This is a genomic window from Clostridium sp. BNL1100 (assembly GCF_000244875.1).
Classification (GTDB): domain Bacteria; phylum Bacillota; class Clostridia; order Acetivibrionales; family DSM-1351; genus Ruminiclostridium.
Genome location: NC_016791.1, coordinates 1,237,514 through 1,253,866, shown reverse-complemented (window position 1 = coordinate 1,253,866; position 16,353 = coordinate 1,237,514). Strand labels below are relative to the sequence as shown.

14 protein-coding genes are annotated in these 16,353 nt (G+C 37.4%); 2 read left to right on the top strand and 12 right to left on the bottom strand.

All coding sequences use genetic code 11. The features are described from left to right. Positions 1-109: 109 nt before the first annotated feature. The 5 genes from CLO1100_RS05225 to CLO1100_RS05205 all read right to left on the bottom strand — a co-directional run bounded on the left by CLO1100_RS05225 (position 110) and on the right by CLO1100_RS05205 (position 6,355). Positions 110-1,666, bottom strand: coding sequence for an ABC-F family ATP-binding cassette domain-containing protein (locus tag CLO1100_RS05225; protein ID WP_014312704.1), 1,557 nt, complete (start codon positions 1,664-1,666; stop codon positions 110-112). Between the two features lie 75 nt (positions 1,667-1,741). Further along, positions 1,742-3,457, bottom strand: a complete 1,716-nt coding sequence (locus tag CLO1100_RS05220; RefSeq protein ID WP_014312703.1) for a methyl-accepting chemotaxis protein — start codon at positions 3,455-3,457, stop codon at positions 1,742-1,744. Positions 3,458-3,702: 245 nt separating this feature from the next. Further along, positions 3,703-5,130 (bottom strand): SPFH domain-containing protein, encoded by a 1,428-nt coding sequence (locus tag CLO1100_RS05215; RefSeq protein ID WP_014312702.1) that lies wholly within the window; start codon positions 5,128-5,130, stop codon positions 3,703-3,705. Between the two features lie 85 nt (positions 5,131-5,215). Further along, positions 5,216-5,887, bottom strand: a complete 672-nt coding sequence (locus CLO1100_RS05210; protein WP_014312701.1) for a DUF1449 family protein — start codon at positions 5,885-5,887, stop codon at positions 5,216-5,218. Positions 5,888-6,103: 216 nt separating this feature from the next. Beyond that, positions 6,104-6,355, bottom strand: a complete 252-nt coding sequence (locus tag CLO1100_RS05205) for a hypothetical protein (protein WP_014312700.1) — start codon at positions 6,353-6,355, stop codon at positions 6,104-6,106. A gap of 203 nt (positions 6,356-6,558) precedes the next feature. Here CLO1100_RS05205 and CLO1100_RS05200 point away from each other — a divergent pair, with 203 nt between their 5' ends. Then, complete coding sequence (locus CLO1100_RS05200; protein WP_014312699.1) at positions 6,559-6,774, top strand: hypothetical protein; 216 nt, start codon at positions 6,559-6,561, stop codon at positions 6,772-6,774. Positions 6,775-6,854: 80 nt separating this feature from the next. Here CLO1100_RS05200 and CLO1100_RS05195 read toward each other — a convergent pair whose 3' ends face one another. From CLO1100_RS05195 to CLO1100_RS05180, 4 genes are all read right to left on the bottom strand, one after another. Then, complete coding sequence (locus tag CLO1100_RS05195) at positions 6,855-7,358, bottom strand: GAF domain-containing protein (RefSeq protein WP_014312698.1); 504 nt, start codon at positions 7,356-7,358, stop codon at positions 6,855-6,857. A 25-nt stretch (positions 7,359-7,383) separates the two neighbouring features. Further along, the gene (locus CLO1100_RS05190) at positions 7,384-8,151 is read right to left on the bottom strand and encodes an MBL fold metallo-hydrolase (RefSeq protein WP_014312697.1); all 768 of its coding nucleotides are present in this window, start codon (positions 8,149-8,151) and stop codon (positions 7,384-7,386) included. 1 nt (position 8,152) lies between these two features. Continuing rightward, positions 8,153-8,710 (bottom strand): PadR family transcriptional regulator, encoded by a 558-nt coding sequence (locus CLO1100_RS05185; protein ID WP_014312696.1) that lies wholly within the window; start codon positions 8,708-8,710, stop codon positions 8,153-8,155. Between the two features lie 224 nt (positions 8,711-8,934). Then, positions 8,935-10,719, bottom strand: a complete 1,785-nt coding sequence (locus CLO1100_RS05180; protein ID WP_014312695.1) for an S-layer homology domain-containing protein — start codon at positions 10,717-10,719, stop codon at positions 8,935-8,937. 207 nt (positions 10,720-10,926) lie between these two features. On the opposite strand from CLO1100_RS05180, the gene CLO1100_RS05175 reads away from it, so the two are divergent. Next, positions 10,927-11,520 carry a hypothetical protein gene (locus CLO1100_RS05175; RefSeq protein ID WP_014312694.1) on the top strand — a complete coding sequence of 198 codons (594 nt, stop codon included), beginning with the start codon at positions 10,927-10,929 and terminating at the stop codon, positions 11,518-11,520. 86 nt (positions 11,521-11,606) lie between these two features. Here CLO1100_RS05175 and CLO1100_RS05170 read toward each other — a convergent pair whose 3' ends face one another. From CLO1100_RS05170 to thrS (CLO1100_RS05160), 3 genes are all read right to left on the bottom strand, one after another. Beyond that, a complete protein-coding gene (locus CLO1100_RS05170) occupies positions 11,607-12,038 on the bottom strand; it encodes a hypothetical protein (protein ID WP_014312693.1) in 432 nt (143 codons plus the stop codon). Positions 12,039-12,102: 64 nt separating this feature from the next. Next, the gene (gene thrS, locus CLO1100_RS05165) at positions 12,103-14,040 is read right to left on the bottom strand and encodes a threonine--tRNA ligase (RefSeq protein ID WP_014312692.1); all 1,938 of its coding nucleotides are present in this window, start codon (positions 14,038-14,040) and stop codon (positions 12,103-12,105) included. A 26-nt stretch (positions 14,041-14,066) separates the two neighbouring features. Further along, positions 14,067-15,974 carry a threonine--tRNA ligase gene (thrS, locus tag CLO1100_RS05160; RefSeq protein WP_014312691.1) on the bottom strand — a complete coding sequence of 636 codons (1,908 nt, stop codon included), beginning with the start codon at positions 15,972-15,974 and terminating at the stop codon, positions 14,067-14,069. Between the last annotated feature and the right edge of the window lie 379 nt (positions 15,975-16,353).

Genomic DNA, 16,353 nt, shown 5'->3' with positions numbered 1-16,353 from the left:
AATATTCAGTTGCCCGAACTTGAATCGTATGTATATTTAATATATATGCAAGAAATAAAAGCACTAATCTATTTAAGATTAGTGCTTAATATTTCGGTTATTACCGCTATTAAACTATTTTTGTTGTCCAGTCCTCCACATTCCACACATCGGTAACCCAATCCTCATAGAATTCAGGTTCGTGGCATACCAGTAGTACTGTACCCTTAAACTCTCTCAATGCTCTTTTTAGCTCGTCTTTTGCATCAACATCCAAATGGTTTGTAGGTTCATCCAATATAAGCCAGTTAACATCCTTCAACATAAGCTTACACAGTCTGACCTTTGCGTTTTCGCCGCCGCTTAGTACCATCATCTGGCTTGTTATATGCTCTGTAGTCAAACCGCATTTAGCCAAAGCTCCTCGTACCTCGGCATTGCTCATACCGGGATAATCGTTCCACACTTCTTCTAATGCAGTATTTGTGTTATAACGTTCAGATTCCTGTTCAAAGTAGCCCGGATACAGGTAATCATCAAGCTTTACACTTCCTGCAAATGACTTTTGTACACCTAAAAGGGTTTTCATCAGGGTAGATTTACCAAGACCGTTTACTCCCTTTACAGCTACTTTTTGCCCTCTCTCCAAGGAGATATTCAAAGGACTTGACAAAGCCGATTCATAGCCGATTACAAGATTTTCAGTCTGGAAAATATACCTTCCTGGAGCCCTTGCCTCTCTAAATTTGAAAATAGGTTTAGCCTTTTCCTTAACCTTTTCAATAATATCCATCTTGTCAAGCTTTTTCTGTCTGCTCTTTGCCATATTTGTTGTTGCTACACGAGCCTTGTTTCTTGCTATGAAATCCTCAAGCTTCTCAATTTCCTTCTGCTGCTTCTCATATGCCTGCTGAGTCTGCTGTTTTGCCAGCTGATACATTCTCTGGAACTCATCATAATTTCCCGCATACCTTGTGAGCACAGCATTCTCAACATGGTAAATTACATTTACAACGTCATTCAAAAATGGAATGTCATGTGAAACAAGAATGAATGCGTTTTCGTAATTTTTCAAATAATTCTTAAGCCAGTTAATATGATTCTCGTCCAAAAAGTTGGTAGGCTCGTCCAATATTAATATCATAGGGCTTTGCAGAAGTAGTTTTGTAAGTAGTACCTTTGCTCTCTGTCCTCCGCTCAGGTTTGCTACATCTGTTTCAAGACCTATATCCCCAAGCCCCAGACCGTTTGCTACTTCTTCTATCTTCGAATCCAATATATAAAAGCCGTTATGCTCCAGTACATTCTGTATATCCCCTACGTCTTCCATCATTGAGTTAATTTCACTCTCTGAAGCATCGCCCATTTTTTCATATATCTCCAGCATTTCCTTTTCCAAATCAAACATATACTGAAAAGCTTCTCGAAGTGCTTCTCTGATAGTCTTTCCCGGAGTAAGAACCGTATGTTGGTCAAGATATCCCGTTGTTATTCTGTTACACCATTCCACCTTACCCTCATCAGGCATAAGCTTACCGGTTATAATATTTAAAAAAGTGGATTTTCCCTCACCATTGGCACCGACAAGTCCTACATGCTCTCCCTTAAGAAGTCTGAAAGAGGCATCCTCCAATATTTTCCTGGCACCAAAGCCGTGACTTACGTTCTCTACATTTAATATACTCATTTTGTACCCCTGTTAAAAAATATATTATGCGCAGAACTAGTATAACTTATATTAATGGCTTTAGTCCATAGAAATCTATACTGTAAATTTTTCAACAATTCCCTTTAATTTTTGAGTGCTTCTGCTGCTGATTTCCATTTCATTCTTAACCTTACTTACCATTTCAACTATCTCGATATTCTGCTCCGCTATACTTTGTGTTCCCGCTGCACCCTCATTTACTGTTTTGGTTACATCATTAATTGCACGGATTATTCCTTCTACTGAAGCTGTGAGTTCTTGTGATGTTGCACTAAAATCAGAAATAAGTTCAAATACAAATGCCGCATCGTTATTGTAGGATTCACCTGTTTTCACCATGCTAGAATAATCAGGTCTAACGGTTGTATCAAGAAAATTCAATACTGTTCTCGAGCCTTCAGAAAGATCTTCAACTGCTGAAACAACTTCGTTTGTAACCCTCTGTATCTCATTTACTGCTATTTTAGATTCCTCAGCCAGCTTTCGGATTTCGTCGGCAACAACAGCAAATCCCTTTCCTGCTTCACCTGCTCTTGCTGCTTCTATTGCTGCATTTAGTGCAAGAAGATTAGTCTGTTCGGATATTTGTAATATTGTTCCAGTCAGAACAGTAATATGCTCTACTGCTTTTGAATTTTCCAATGCAGTTTTTAATTTATGTGTTGTTTCATCATAAATGTCATTTGCTGTTTTCTCAGATAATATTGAGCTGTCTCTTAATGTAATCGCCCGATTACCTATTTCTTCTGCCTCCATTGAACCATTTTGAGCCTTTTCATTCATTGCTTCTATTGCGGATTCAATTTCTTGTGATGATGCATTTACTTGTTCCGTTGCAGCAGCTGTCTCCTCCATGCCGGCAGAAATCTCTTCGGTAGTAGCTGACACATTTTCAACAAATGTATTTAAATCCTCCATTTTCTGTTCTACTAATGCTATAGAGTTTTCAACAACCGTTGATTCTTTAATTATGCCGCTTACTATAGTTCGCAGATTAGCCAAAAATTGATTAACTGAATCTGCAAGCTGTCCTACCTCATCTTTACGCTTGATATCTATTTCCTGAGTAAGGTCTCCGCCTGTTTCAACCAATAAGTTGAGTTCTTTTTTTAGCATTCCTATAGGTCTAATTATTCCATTTGCAATCAGGAAGCTAAGCAACAAGCCAGCTACCAAAGCAAAAACAATTATTGCAATCATAATTTCCATAGCAAATATAAAGTTTTTATTATTCTGTGAATTAATGTCATTTGCAACATTTCTACAGTATTCAGCTAAATCCTCGAGTGTTTTTTGCTCACCCCGTAAATAACTAATATTGTTGTTCAGTAAATCAATGGCTTCTTCCTTATTCCCAGCACATGCTGCTGCTAATATTTTATCCCTCACGTCTCTGAATTCTTTTCTGGCTTTTTCAAATACCACAATATTGTCTGATTCAAATTTGTCCAGTTTCGTTTTTTTATATTTTTCCCAATTTTCGTCTATTGCTTTTGAATTGATTTCTATATTGTTTATAAACTGAGTTTGCGATTGCTTATCATTGCCGTACAATACTAAATAAAGTATATATGATTCATTTTCATTTGTTTTACTTATGTTATCGTTCAGCCATTCTATGGGCAACAGCCTGTCCTGGTACATACTACCCATTTCTGTATGGGAGCTATTTATAAAATAGTAACCTGTAAAACCTACAATAACTATGAACAAAAGTAAAACAGCGGATAGAAAAATTATTTTATGTGCTATCTTCAGGTTTTTTAACATATATTACACCTCAACAATTTATATTTTATGGAAACATATAAATTGTAAACCTGTAATAATATGCATGTCAATTTTAACCATGAAAATAAAATATTTTCATTTAATTGCTGAATATTTGCATATTATATGAAAGATTTATGTGAATTTTTACAATATAAAATATGTAAATTTTGTATAATATTGTGTTTAAGCAACAAAAAAAACAGCCCTGCCAAACTTTTATGCAGGGCTGTTTTTATCTAATTCTATTCTGCGTCTTCCACTACATTTTCATTCTGGGTCTGAACGGTATTCTTTTTAAGGAAATCCAGTACGTTCATTCCAGTAAGTGCTTCTACGGTTTCAGGTAATTGAGATATTATATCTGTTACATATCCAGTTACCTTTGATGCACCTTTTCCTTGTCCGCCATTGTCTACTATAACTATCTTCTCTGTCTTTGAAAGCGGACTAGCTACTGCATTTGCTATTTCAGGAAGTTTTTCTATAATCATCTGTGTAACGGCCGCATCATTGTACATTTTAAAGGCTTCAGCCTTTTTCGCCATTGCAAGAGCTTCCGCTTCACCTTTTGCTTTGATGATTTCAACTTCTGCCATACCTTCGGCTCTCTTAGCTTTAGCTTTGGCTTCACCTTCCATCTCAATAGCACGTGATCTTGCTTCCGCAGCTGCAACTTCTCTGTACTTGTTGGCATCAGCTACCTTTGTTGCCTGATAGTTTTCAGCATCTGCCTGTTTCTTTACAGTAGCTTCCAGTTCCTTTTCTCTTCTCATTGCTTCCTGTTCTGCAAGTTCAATTTCCTTCTGTTTCTTAACTATTTCTACCTGCATTGCAGTTTCAGCAACTTCCTTCTTAACGATATTGGCTTTAATATCGTATGCCAGGTCAGCTTCAGCCTTAGCTGTCTGCTGATCCTTGTTATAGGACTGAACCTTCAGTTCCTTATCCTTGTTTGCCTCAGCTATCTGAGTTTCAGCTTGAATTCTTGCTGCTTCACCCTCTCTGTTAGCCTCAGCAGTTTTAACCTTGGTTTCCTTTGTTGCATTTGCTTCTGCTATCTGAGCATCTCTTTTTACTTCAGCGATTCTCGGTTTTCCAAGAGCTTCAAGATAGCCGTTTTTATCTGCTATATCTTTGATTGTAAGAACCTTTAATTCAAGACCCATGTTTTGCAGCTCTGTTGCTGCAACACCCTGAACGTGTGATGCAAAGGTTTCTCTGTCTTTATAAATTTCTTCTACTGTCATTTTTGAAACTATTTCACGGAGCTTACCTTCCAGAACCTGCTGAGTAGTTTTTGCTATTATTCCAAGCATGTAGTCAAGACCCTTTGAAGTATTGAACTGCTCAGCAGCCGACAGGATGGACTCCTTATCGGATTTAACTTTTACTACCGCAACTCCATCAGCTACTATGCCAACTCCCTGAGAAGTTAATGCCCCATCAATTCTTATATCTATCTGCATGTTTTCCAGTGAAATGATGTCTGTTCTTTCAAGCATCGGCACAACAATACCGCCACCGCCGGTTATAACTCTCCTACCTCTGAACCCGGTTACTACCAAAGCTTTGTCCTGAGGTACCTTCTTGTACATTGAAACAAAGGTAAGAATCAATATAAATACTACAGCTATGATTACTCCCGGCACAAAATAAATTGAATCAAACATTTTAACACTCCTTTGTGATTTTTATATTTCAACCTTAAATTCTCCATATAAAGATTTAATTTATCTGGAAAATGAAAGTTGTTTTCTAAACTATTACTTTTGACAACTCACTAATATAGAAAGTATTATTCTCTATCTTACATATAAATACCTTTTCACCTTGCTTTACGAGTTTATTTTCAACATGTCTTGCAGGTGCAGTATACTTGATTGAATTAACAGTGTACTTGATAGTACCAAAACCATTTTCCATAATATCGGTTGTCACCTCTGCCTGAATTCCCAAAAGTTCTTCTCTGGAAACGCCAGAAGAATTTTCACTCCTGTAAAGGGGCTTTGCTACTAAGTTATATAAAATTGTTGAAATAATTATGCCGGAACCTAATGCAACTATTAAAACAACAACCCAATTCCAGCTCAAGAATTTAGTACTGGTAATTCCTATCCCTCCAAACACTGTCAGGAAAGAAACTGCTACCAACGGATTGAATAACAGTCCTACCCAAGAAAGAATGCTGTTCGACATATCAGTCACGTCACCGCTGTGAGACCCATGAACCGAATGATTTCCATCAACACTTCCCCCATCGGCATGAACATGTCCCGGTATATGCCCGCTGTCTCCGCCATGTCCGTGCATATGAGAGCCCCCAAAGTCCCCGTTTGAATGAAAGACTCCTGATATACCACTTATAATTAAAGAAATAATGGTGTAAAAAACTCCTACCAAAAAAACCGTTGTATAAAAGTGATACATAATACACCCCCATTTATAGATTGTACTAATTAAGTAGAATCTTAGATAAATTATATCCTACAAACCAATTATTCTCAATAATCGACGATAATATTGTAATAATGTAATTATTTTGTAATTGATACAATTTTACTCCGAATGTGATTTTTATATATATAAAAAAAGCACAGACTTTTAATGCCTATGCCTTAATTTTTTATATATTTTATATATTGATTAGAAGGTTCCATGAATAAGCTTGTTTCTAATTATTTTTTCAGACTTACTTTTATTGTTTTTGCTTAATGTTTGTGCAGCTAAATCAAAGGCACTATTAATGGTAGCCTCACTCATCTGAAACTCTTTTGATGCAAGTTCCATGACAACCTTATCATGCTTAGGACTATAATATCCGGTCTTTTTCTCAAGTTTTTTATACTGATTCTGACAAAATTCATAAATCTCCAAACATTTTCTGGAATCCAACAAAGCTACACACTCCTTTCATAGTATATATACCCCAATTTTCCCTGCATAAACATTGTACTGAAAATTTATTAAAAAAGTATGGAGATAATGTTAAATATTTTTAACAATTATCTTGCCTGATTTTTCAAGGAATCATTCTGATTGCTTTTACACATATTTATATTGAAGATTTTATCAGCTAACAAACGAAAGGATTTGATACTATGCAGAATAGAAAACAACAAGACAGTATCTCCGTTGATAATATAACTCAGGAAAATGATATAAGTAAAGTAACAAAAAAAGGTACAGGTAACGCAGGAAAAGACCCATTCTGCGTATACGACCACAAGAGACACGCAGTAGGCTCAAAAATCACTACTGAAAACGGTTTGCAGTCAGTTTGTACGGAAGAAGGCTCCTGGAAAACAAGTAAATAATAGCCGTGTAAGCATGAACTTGTATCTAACACTGTCTTTTCAGGCTATATTGATACAAGTTTATGCTATTCACACTTTACTTATTTACTGTTCCATTGGCAGGATTCCTCAATAATTCGTGCTATTTTTTCAAGTTCGTCGGCATCTATCTTGTCAAATCTGCCTATTTGCGGACTATCAATATCCAGCACTCCTACTACTTCTCCTTGGTGGCGAAGGGGCACTACAAGCTCGGAATTGGATGCACTGTCGCAAGCAATATGTCCCGGAAAACTGTGAACATCCATAACCAATTGAGTTGTATTTTCCTTCACTGCCGTACCGCAAACACCCCTTCCTACAGCGATACGCACACATGCTATCTTTCCCTGAAACGGGCCCAGTACAAGCTCTCCGTTATCCATAAGGTAAAAACCTACCCAGTTAATTCCATCCAGCGCATCATTCATTAAAGCTGAAGCATTGGCCAAGTTTGCTATAGTGTTTGTTTCTCCCTCAAGAAGTGCTTTCATTTGTGAAGCTAAAAGCTTATACATTTCTTTCTTATCAGCGGGATACATATTGTTAATATTATTGTTTTGCATAAAGCCTCCTCATATAATAACCTGTTTAATCCAAGATTTGGTTTATTTGTTCGCCTAAATTATTTTGAATCAAACCGCAGTGATAACAAACTATTTTCTGTATGTCGTAATCCAAGATTTTTTTTAGCGATTTTACAGCTTCATCCATATTATACGTAAATTGAGGGTTAGGCCCTGTAAGCTTCGGTTCGCCATCCGGAAGTTTTAGAAAATTCAAACCATCTCCAGCTAAAAGCGTTTTGTACCTGTTCAGGTAAACACAAACATGTCCTAATGTATGTCCCGGAGTATGTATTATTGTTATACCTCCACAATAAGGAAGCTCTTGCTTATCGACCAGTGTTTTTGTTACTTTAGGTTTATTGGAGGAAAACAAACTTTGATATTTTAAGCGTTTTTCAGGAGGCAGCTCCTCCATTTGCTTTTTTAGTGAATCTATCTTTTCCTTGGTGAACTTTAAAGGCATTAACTCTCCTTGAATATAGGGTTTTTCAATTTCATGGGATAAAACTTCGACTTTTTTACCGCTTATGCTCTCTGCAGTCTTGACTATTTCTGCAAGGCTGCCGATGTGATCCATATCGTGATGCGTGATTATGACTTTTGTCATTCTTTGAGGAGAAACTCCTTCTTTTTCTATAAGGTCTAAAATGCTACTTTCCTGCCCAGGTAAGCCGGTATCTATAAGTACAAGCTCATTTTCATCCCATACGATTACGGGATACATTACGCCCTCAACATTGGGTACATTTGACTTCAATTCCAGCATTGCCAATCCTTCTGATATTTTCATCTTATATTCTCCCTTCATATTTATTCAAAAACTCTAAAGCTTCATTAAACCATTTTAAAGATGCCTCCAAAGAAGTTATTCCGTATCTGAGGGTAATAAGCCAGTATGGATACTGGGGCTTTTTCTTTGCATCATCATTATTCAGATAATATTCGTATATGCTGTTTAGTTGGTCATACTTTAACTGGTTTCTTGCTTTGGCAGCTACCAACATGCAAATAGTATCTTTTAGCTGCATCTCATTTCCAAAGGACAACTTCAATAACAGCTCCGACCTTTCAGGCTGATATTCAACCGGCTCAATAAGCCAGGACTTCAATTCTTTACGGCCCTCATCCGTAATGATGTACAACTTTTTTCTCGTATCTTCTTCTGAATGGCTTCTCAATATCAGTCCATCAGACTCCAACTGTGCCAGTACAGGATATAAATGTCCGAAATTCTCATTCCAAAAAAATGAAATAGATTTATCGCAAAATTTCTTTATATCATAGCCTGACATCGGACCTAAAAGACTTATTACTCCTAACACTGCATATTTGGTCTTGCTGTTTTTCATTTGCAACCTCCATTATATATCAGAGTGATATAGTCTCATTATATCACTCTGATATATAATGTCAATAAAGAAGAGGGCCTTTAATATTTCAAAGAGCCCTCTGCATTTAATATTATACTTTAATTTCTTTGACTCTAAAGGATGAAAAAAGTTCCAGAGTATCTTTAAACAAAAAAAGCAGAGTCTGCTTTAACTCAGACTTCTGCTCCTTTGCTATAACTAGATTATTTTATGGGACTTACAATCTCTATTTCTTTTCCGATATTTGTATACATGCTATTGGCTGTCATATTAATTTCCCCTGTTGAACCATCCATATCAATGGATCCATATATAACAATCGCCTGCTTTACCAGCTGCCCTTGAGAATTAACATATACAAACATTTTTGTATCAAGGCCATTGTTGTATATATCTTCAAGTCCTAAGCCATATTCCAGCATATCTGCTGATAACAATCCCTGCAGTAATTCCATATTTAGCCTTACCTGATACTTTGAAACTTCTTCTCCATTGAGTATTGTTTTTCCCTCATTAGATATGTTCATTTTTCCGTAAACATCCAATAACCGCAGCATTTCATTTCTATCAGACTCAAAATCAGTATACAGGATACCTTCTTCTTCAGCCTGACTTCTGGTGTATGTGTTCCATGAATCTGTCTCTGGATTTTTTACATATATCTTGTCTCCGATATTTATGGTTTGATAATCCATTATGTCTTCCTGTTCCCCGTCAAATGACATTGTAAATTTGGAGTTTGACGTTGAATTATTCCCGTTTATCGCTCCATTTATGGACATATTCATTCCAATATTCATATTCAAGCTGTTTTCTTTCATGTTTATTATTAATTCTGTACTATATTCACCCTTGTAATCCAGCATACTCTTCATTGCATTGTACAACTGTGGATTCTTAGGAATAGTACTATCCTTAATTTTCAACAGGTTGACTTTATTGTTCCATTCCATTGTTAAACCAAGTGCATCCACTACTGCCTTTGCAGGAACAAGAGCTACCCCATCAATTTGTTCAGGCGCATTATTTAGGGTAACCAGTTTATCCTGAGCAGATGGGTCTGAGATTGGGTTGCCGCTACCAGTATAGTTAACATAAGCTGATTTACTACCTATATTCATATAGATATTTTTATCCTGAGCTGTTAAGCTTTTAATGGCTATTATGCCTATCTGACTATCAAAATCAACCTTAGCCCCTGTTTTTGAAAAAACCTCAACCGGAATCATTATGTCATTTTCAATAACCTTAACAGGTGTTTGAAGTTTAATTAAGTCATCGTTGTAAGTAACAACTACTTTTTTTAGAGCTGCTGCATTTTGCTCAATACTTTCCTTGGAATTTAAAAACTTGTATAATATAACAGCTATTTGTTCTTTTGTCGCTTTTCCTGACGGTGAAAATGAATCAGCACTTACTCCGCTCATAATATTATTGGAAACAGCAAACTTGATTGATGCCTTTGCCCAATCAGACATCTTTCCGGCATCTTTGAATTTTAAAAGATCATCCAAACCCTGCTCTGCGATAATAGCTTCCTTTGATACTGAAAGATAGTTTAAAAGCATTGTTGTAACCTGTTCCCGTGTAGTCAGGCTACTAATGCCGAACTTACCGCTTCCTGTACCACTGGTTATACCAGCCCTGTTGGCAGCTTCAACATATTTGAAGGCCCAATGGCTTGTAGGTACATCCGAAAAAGTAGCTGTTGAAGGGAGGTTTGAAGTATCAATGTCCAGAGCCTTTACCAGTAGCGTTAAAAGTTCAGCTCTTGTTATGCTTTGACGTGGATTAAAGTTGCCTTGCTTATCCCCACTAATGATATTGTTGTTTGCCATCCATTGAATAGCTTCTCTGGCATACGTTGAACTTTTGTTCAAATCACTTACCTCAGCCGCCTGAACAGTAGCTGAGCCAAAAACCATGTTCCCTGCAATCAAAATCGCAGTTACTGTTTTAAGTAAATTACCTGTTATTCTTTTTTTCATATGTCACCTCTTATTATAAATTGGCCCTGCATGATTATAGTACCAACTTTAACTTTACTTGACTAGTGTAATAAGTTCCATAAAAAAATTCTTAAAATATAGTAAATTATGCCCCCCCAAAATTCAAATGTATCCTCCTATAAATTAGGTAACATAAAGCTAACCTTTTGAATATTATGTAAATATAATGTTATAGGAGGATGATTTATGTTTTATATCAGATATCCTTTCGTAAGCCAGCAGCCAACGGTTATGCAGGAACAACCTTATTACCCTGTACAATCTGAATATGATGCTTACCAGTATACAGATGATTACTCTGCCTTCCGTCAACCCGGCGACCCACCGCCGGTTTTAAGTAATAACCCTGCCACTACCAGGATTGTACTTTTCAAAGAGCTTACCGGTTTTCCGAACTACGGAAATCCAAGCAGAAATGCGGATATACTGTACACAGGAAACCAGGGAACTTGGACTTTTGACTCTCCTGCTTTTTTAATTGTACCGGGAAACCAAAGAGCACAAATTGTTATAAGGTCGGTTCTTGATGACCATTCAAGTGTACCAGTAAACCGTTACTCTGCCAGAATAACAATAAACGGTTCTGTTGTCCATAACGGTCCTGTGCCTTTGCAGCATGGTGTACCTGCCGGAGGAATGTTTACCAATTGGAGAGATTTAACCTTTAATGTACCTAATTTAAGAAGAAACAACAGAGTTACAATAGTAAATACTTCAACTGCCGGCCCAAGTGATTGGATAGCATTTGACTGGATGGAACTCAGACTTAGCCCAAGGTAAATGTTACAATAATTCTAAAGTAAAACAAGGTATGAACACCTGTTAAAATGGTATTCATACCTTGTTTTTAATATTCTGCCAACACGCTATTTAAATATGCCTAAATTCAGTAGCAAAGTATTAATAATCAGGCCAACCCAGGCAAGCATAAACACAAACGGTATAAATCTGTGTGCAGTCATAATTGCCTGTAAGCGATTTGTCTGTAGATTGGCTCCGGCCCAGACCGGCGGGAAATCCATATATTTCATATTGTTTTTCTTTAAATACCTGTTCCAGTTATCCATTATGAACGCTATGGCTTTTTCACTGGACAGAATCGAATACCTCATGCATAAAGATACCACAAACCCAAGTATTCCAATAATATATAACGAAAAGCCTCTGGTTGATAAGCTCGAATAGCCGGCAAATAAAAGGCCTTCCAAAAGTATAAGCCAATTCATCCTGTTGTTTACAATGGATGTCTCCTCTTTTATCATTTCTCTAATAACATTATGGTAATTTGTATCGTTCATGTATACCCCTTAAATTCATTTTTCTTATTCAAAAGGCTACCATAAATATACATAAAAGTAAATGTTATTTCGCACGGGTTCTGATTTCTTCAACTATCTTGTCAACAAACTGTTCTGCAGACATTGCTCCAAGATCGCCGTCTTTTCTGGAACGTACAGAAACAGCATCGTTTTCCATTTCCTTGTCGCCTATTACAAGCATGTAAGGTATTTTTTCCATCTGAGCTTCTCTTATCTTATAACCAATCTTCTCATTTCTTGTATCAACTTCAACCTTTACTCCCCTGTCTCTGAGCATTTGTGCAACCTTCTGTGCAAAATCATGATGCTTGTCAACCAAAGGAAGAATTTTTGCCTGAACAGGACATAACCAAGTTGGGAACGCTCCTGCGTATTTTTCAATAAGCATTGCAAGAGTTCTTTCATAACAACCTATTGATGTTCTGTGAATTATATATGGATGTTTCTTTTCATTATTTTTATCTACGTAAACCATGCTAAGTCTTTCGGCAAGGGCAAAGTCAACCTGTACTGTAATAATGGTGTCTTCCTTTCCGTGTACATTCTTGCACTGGATATCAAGTTTTGGTCCGTAGAAGGCTGCTTCACCTTCTGCTTCCTTATAATCTATTTTCAAGTGGTCCAAAATAGTTCTCATCTGGCCCTGAACATTTTCCCAGTCTTCTTCGTTTCCGATATATTTTTCCTTGTTCTTAGGATCCCATTTTGAGAATCTGTAAGTTACGTCCTCCTGTATTCCCAAAGTTTCCATCATAAATTTAATCAGGTCAACTACCCCCTTGAACTCATCTTCGAGCTGTTCAGGAGTACAAACCAAATGTCCCTCTGAAATTGTAAACTGACGGACACGTATAAGGCCGTGCATTTCCCCGGATGCCTCGTTTCTGAACAAGGTAGAAGTTTCACCATATCTTATAGGCAAATCACGGTAGCTGTGAAGCTTTGTGTTGTATATCATAAACTGGAAAGGACAGGTCATAGGCCTTAATGCCATCACTTCTTCGTCCTTTTCCTCATCTCCCAGCAGGAACATTCCATCCTTATAGTGCTGCCAGTGTCCTGATAGCTTATATAAGTCGCTCTTTGCCATAAATGGAGTTTTTGTCAGCACATAGCCTCTTCTCTCTTCTTCATCCTCTACAAATCTTTGCAAGGTCTGAACAATTCTAGCTCCTTTTGGCATAAGTAAAGGAAGGCCCTGTCCAACTTCTTCAACAGTTGTGAACAGTTCAAGTTCTCTGCCCAGTTTGTTATGGTCTCTTTTCTTTGCCTCTTCAAGTTTAGTTACATATTCTTCTAATTCACTCTTTTTAGGGAAGGCGGTACCATAAATTCTCTGGAGCATCTTGTTTTTTTCATTGCCTCTCCAATATGCACCTGCAGCACTCATAAGTTTTACAGCCTTGAGCTTTCCGGTCGACATAAGATGAGGACCGGCACAAAGATCAACAAAGTCCCCCTGTTTGTAGAAGGATATTTCTTCGCCTTCGGGTAAATCCTTTATCAGCTCAACCTTATAGGGTTCACCCTTGTCTTCCATAAATTTGATTGCCTCTTCCCTAGGCAATGCAAATCTTTCCAGAGGAATATCTTCCTTTATGATTTTCTCCATTTCCTTTTCAAGCTTTGCCAAATCCTCGGGTGCAAAGTTCTTTTCAGTATCAAAGTCATAATAGAAGCCGTTTTCTATAGCCGGGCCTATTGCAAGTTTAACATTTGGGAACAACCTTTTTACAGCTTGTGCAAGAACATGTGATGCGGTGTGTCTGTATGCAAGTCTTCCGCCTTCATCTGAAAAAGTTAAAAGGCTAAGTGAACAGTCATTTTCAAGTTTAAAATCAAGTTCCTTTACCTTTCCGTCAACTTCCCCTGCGAGAGCTGCCCTTGCAAGTCCTGCACTGATGCTTTCAGCAACTTCCTTGATTGTAATACCGTTCTGGTATTCCTTATTGCTTCCGTCCTTTAATGTAATCTTAATCATTTTTTACCTCCGTTTATTAATGCTGTTTATTTCAGCTTATTTTTTATTTCATTCGATATTTTCTCTGCAAACTGTTCAGGTAAAATAGTCCCTAAATCACCCTCTTTTCTTGATCTGACAGAAACCAGTCTGCCCTCCAGCTCCTTGTCACCGATTACAAGCATATAAGGAGTCTTTTCTATCTGGGCCTCACGAATCTTATAACCTATCTTCTCATTTCTGACATCTACCTCTACCCTAACATTTTCAGCTTCCAGAAGCTTTTTAACTTCATAGGCATAATCGTGATGCTTGTCAACCAGAGGAAGAATTTTAACCTGAACAGGACTCAGCCACGTTGGAAACGCACCTGCAAAATGTTCTGTTAGTATGGCTATAAATCTTTCTATGCTACCGAAAACAACCCTGTGAATCATTACAGGTCTGTGCTTTTCACCGTCTGGGCCAATATAACTGAGGTCGAATCGTTCCGGCAGGTTCATATCCAACTGAATGGTTCCGCATTGCCATGTACGTCCAATCGAATCCTCCAGATGGAAATCTATCTTCGGCCCGTAAAATGCACCGTCTCCCTCATTTACAGTGTACTTAATTCCTTTTAAATCCAATGCTTTTTTAAGTCCCTGTGTAGATAATTCCCACATTTCATCCGAGCCAATTGAGTTTTCGGGTCTTGTAGATAATTCTACATTGTATTTAAATCCAAAAACTTTATAGAAATCATCAATTAAATTTATAACGCCAACAATTTCATCAGTTATCTGCTCAGGTGTCATAAAAATGTGTGCATCATCCTGTGTAAAGCACCTTACTCTCATCAATCCGTGAAGTGCCCCTGAAAGCTCATGCCTGTGTACTAGACCCAGTTCTCCCATTCTTTGAGGCAAGTCCCTGTAAGAATGTAGTTTACGTTTAAATGCAAGAATTCCTCCAGGACAATTCATGGGTTTTATGGCATATTCCTGTTCATCAATATCAACAGTATACATATTCTCTTTATAAGTGTCCCAGTGTCCTGATCTCAGCCAGAGCTCCTTGTTCAGGATAACAGGTGTTTTAATCTCCTGATATCCGCCTTTTTTGTGTTCCGATCTCCAGAAATCCTCAAGAAGATTGCGAAGAACCATACCTTTTGGCATAAAAAACGGGAAGCCAGGGCCTTCGTCCAATATATCGAATAAATCCAGCTCCCTTCCCAGCTTTCTATGGTCACGCTTTTTTGCCTCTTCAATTCTGAAAAGGTATTCATCCAGCTGGCTTCTCTTGGGGAAGGCTGTACCATATATTCTCTGAAGCATTTTATTCTTCTCATTGCCTCTCCAATAGGCACCTGCAACAGAAAGCAATTTTACGGCTTTTAATTTACCTGTCCCGGATAAATGAGGCCCTGCACAAAGGTCTGTAAAATCACCCTGTTTGTAAAAGGATATTTCTTCTCCTTCCGGAAGGTCCTTTATAAGTTCGACCTTATAGGGTTCTTCCTTCTCCTCCATGAACTTTATTGCCTCGTTCCTTGGAAGAACAAACCTCTCCAGCTTTAAGTCCTCTTTTATTATCTTTTCCATTTCCTTTTCAATGCTATCAAGTTCCTCTAACGAAAATGGTTTTTCCCTTTCAAAGTCATAATAAAATCCGGTATCTATTGCAGGCCCTATTGCCAGCTTGGCATTCGGGTACAGTCTTTTTACAGCCTGGGCCAATACATGGGAAGCGGTATGTCTGTATGCAAACCTTCCGCCTTCATCTTCGAAAGTTAAAAGATTTAACCTGCAATCACTCTCCAGTTTAAAATCAAGCTCCGTTACCTTACCGTCAACTTCTCCGGCCAATGCTGCTCTGGCCAATCCCGCACTTATGCTTTCTGCAATTTCACGGACTGTTATACCTTCCTGATATTCTTTTACAATACCGTCTTTCAAGGTAATTTTTATCATGTACAAAACCTCCCTTTTGCAATACTTTATAAGACATAAAAAACTCCCGTCCTTATATAAGGACGAGAGTTATCTCGCGGTTCCACCCTACTTTCTGCTCTGTGCGTAAAAATACGCTGATTATAACGTTATCACCGATACAGCTCGGAGGTGGTCTTCGGTAAAGTGAAGGTTTGGATACTTTCAGCTAATAATATCCAATCTCTGAAACCCCAGCTTATACTTACTCTTCTCGTCAACGCCTTTGCTGATATTAATGTATCTTTTTATTTATTATATTCCTTACTGTTTTTATATGTCAATACTTCATAAACTGTTTTGAATTTGATGTTATTTTTGCTATTATTTGTAAATAATATAGCTATTGATATTTATTATT

Coding starts and splice junctions, on each gene's coding strand:
- CLO1100_RS05225 (WP_014312704.1), bottom strand. CDS start 1,666: ATGAGTATATTAAATGTAGAGAACGTAAGTCACGGCTTTGGTGCCAGG.
- CLO1100_RS05220 (WP_014312703.1), bottom strand. CDS start 3,457: ATGTTAAAAAACCTGAAGATAGCACATAAAATAATTTTTCTATCCGCT.
- CLO1100_RS05215 (WP_014312702.1), bottom strand. CDS start 5,130: ATGTTTGATTCAATTTATTTTGTGCCGGGAGTAATCATAGCTGTAGTA.
- CLO1100_RS05210 (WP_014312701.1), bottom strand. CDS start 5,887: ATGTATCACTTTTATACAACGGTTTTTTTGGTAGGAGTTTTTTACACC.
- CLO1100_RS05200 (WP_014312699.1), top strand. CDS start 6,559: ATGCAGAATAGAAAACAACAAGACAGTATCTCCGTTGATAATATAACT.
- CLO1100_RS05195 (WP_014312698.1), bottom strand. CDS start 7,358: ATGCAAAACAATAATATTAACAATATGTATCCCGCTGATAAGAAAGAA.
- CLO1100_RS05190 (WP_014312697.1), bottom strand. CDS start 8,151: ATGAAAATATCAGAAGGATTGGCAATGCTGGAATTGAAGTCAAATGTA.
- CLO1100_RS05185 (WP_014312696.1), bottom strand. CDS start 8,710: ATGAAAAACAGCAAGACCAAATATGCAGTGTTAGGAGTAATAAGTCTT.
- CLO1100_RS05180 (WP_014312695.1), bottom strand. CDS start 10,719: ATGAAAAAAAGAATAACAGGTAATTTACTTAAAACAGTAACTGCGATT.
- CLO1100_RS05175 (WP_014312694.1), top strand. CDS start 10,927: ATGTTTTATATCAGATATCCTTTCGTAAGCCAGCAGCCAACGGTTATG.
- CLO1100_RS05170 (WP_014312693.1), bottom strand. CDS start 12,038: ATGAACGATACAAATTACCATAATGTTATTAGAGAAATGATAAAAGAG.
- thrS (WP_014312692.1), bottom strand. CDS start 14,040: ATGATTAAGATTACATTAAAGGACGGAAGCAATAAGGAATACCAGAAC.
- thrS (WP_014312691.1), bottom strand. CDS start 15,974: ATGATAAAAATTACCTTGAAAGACGGTATTGTAAAAGAATATCAGGAA.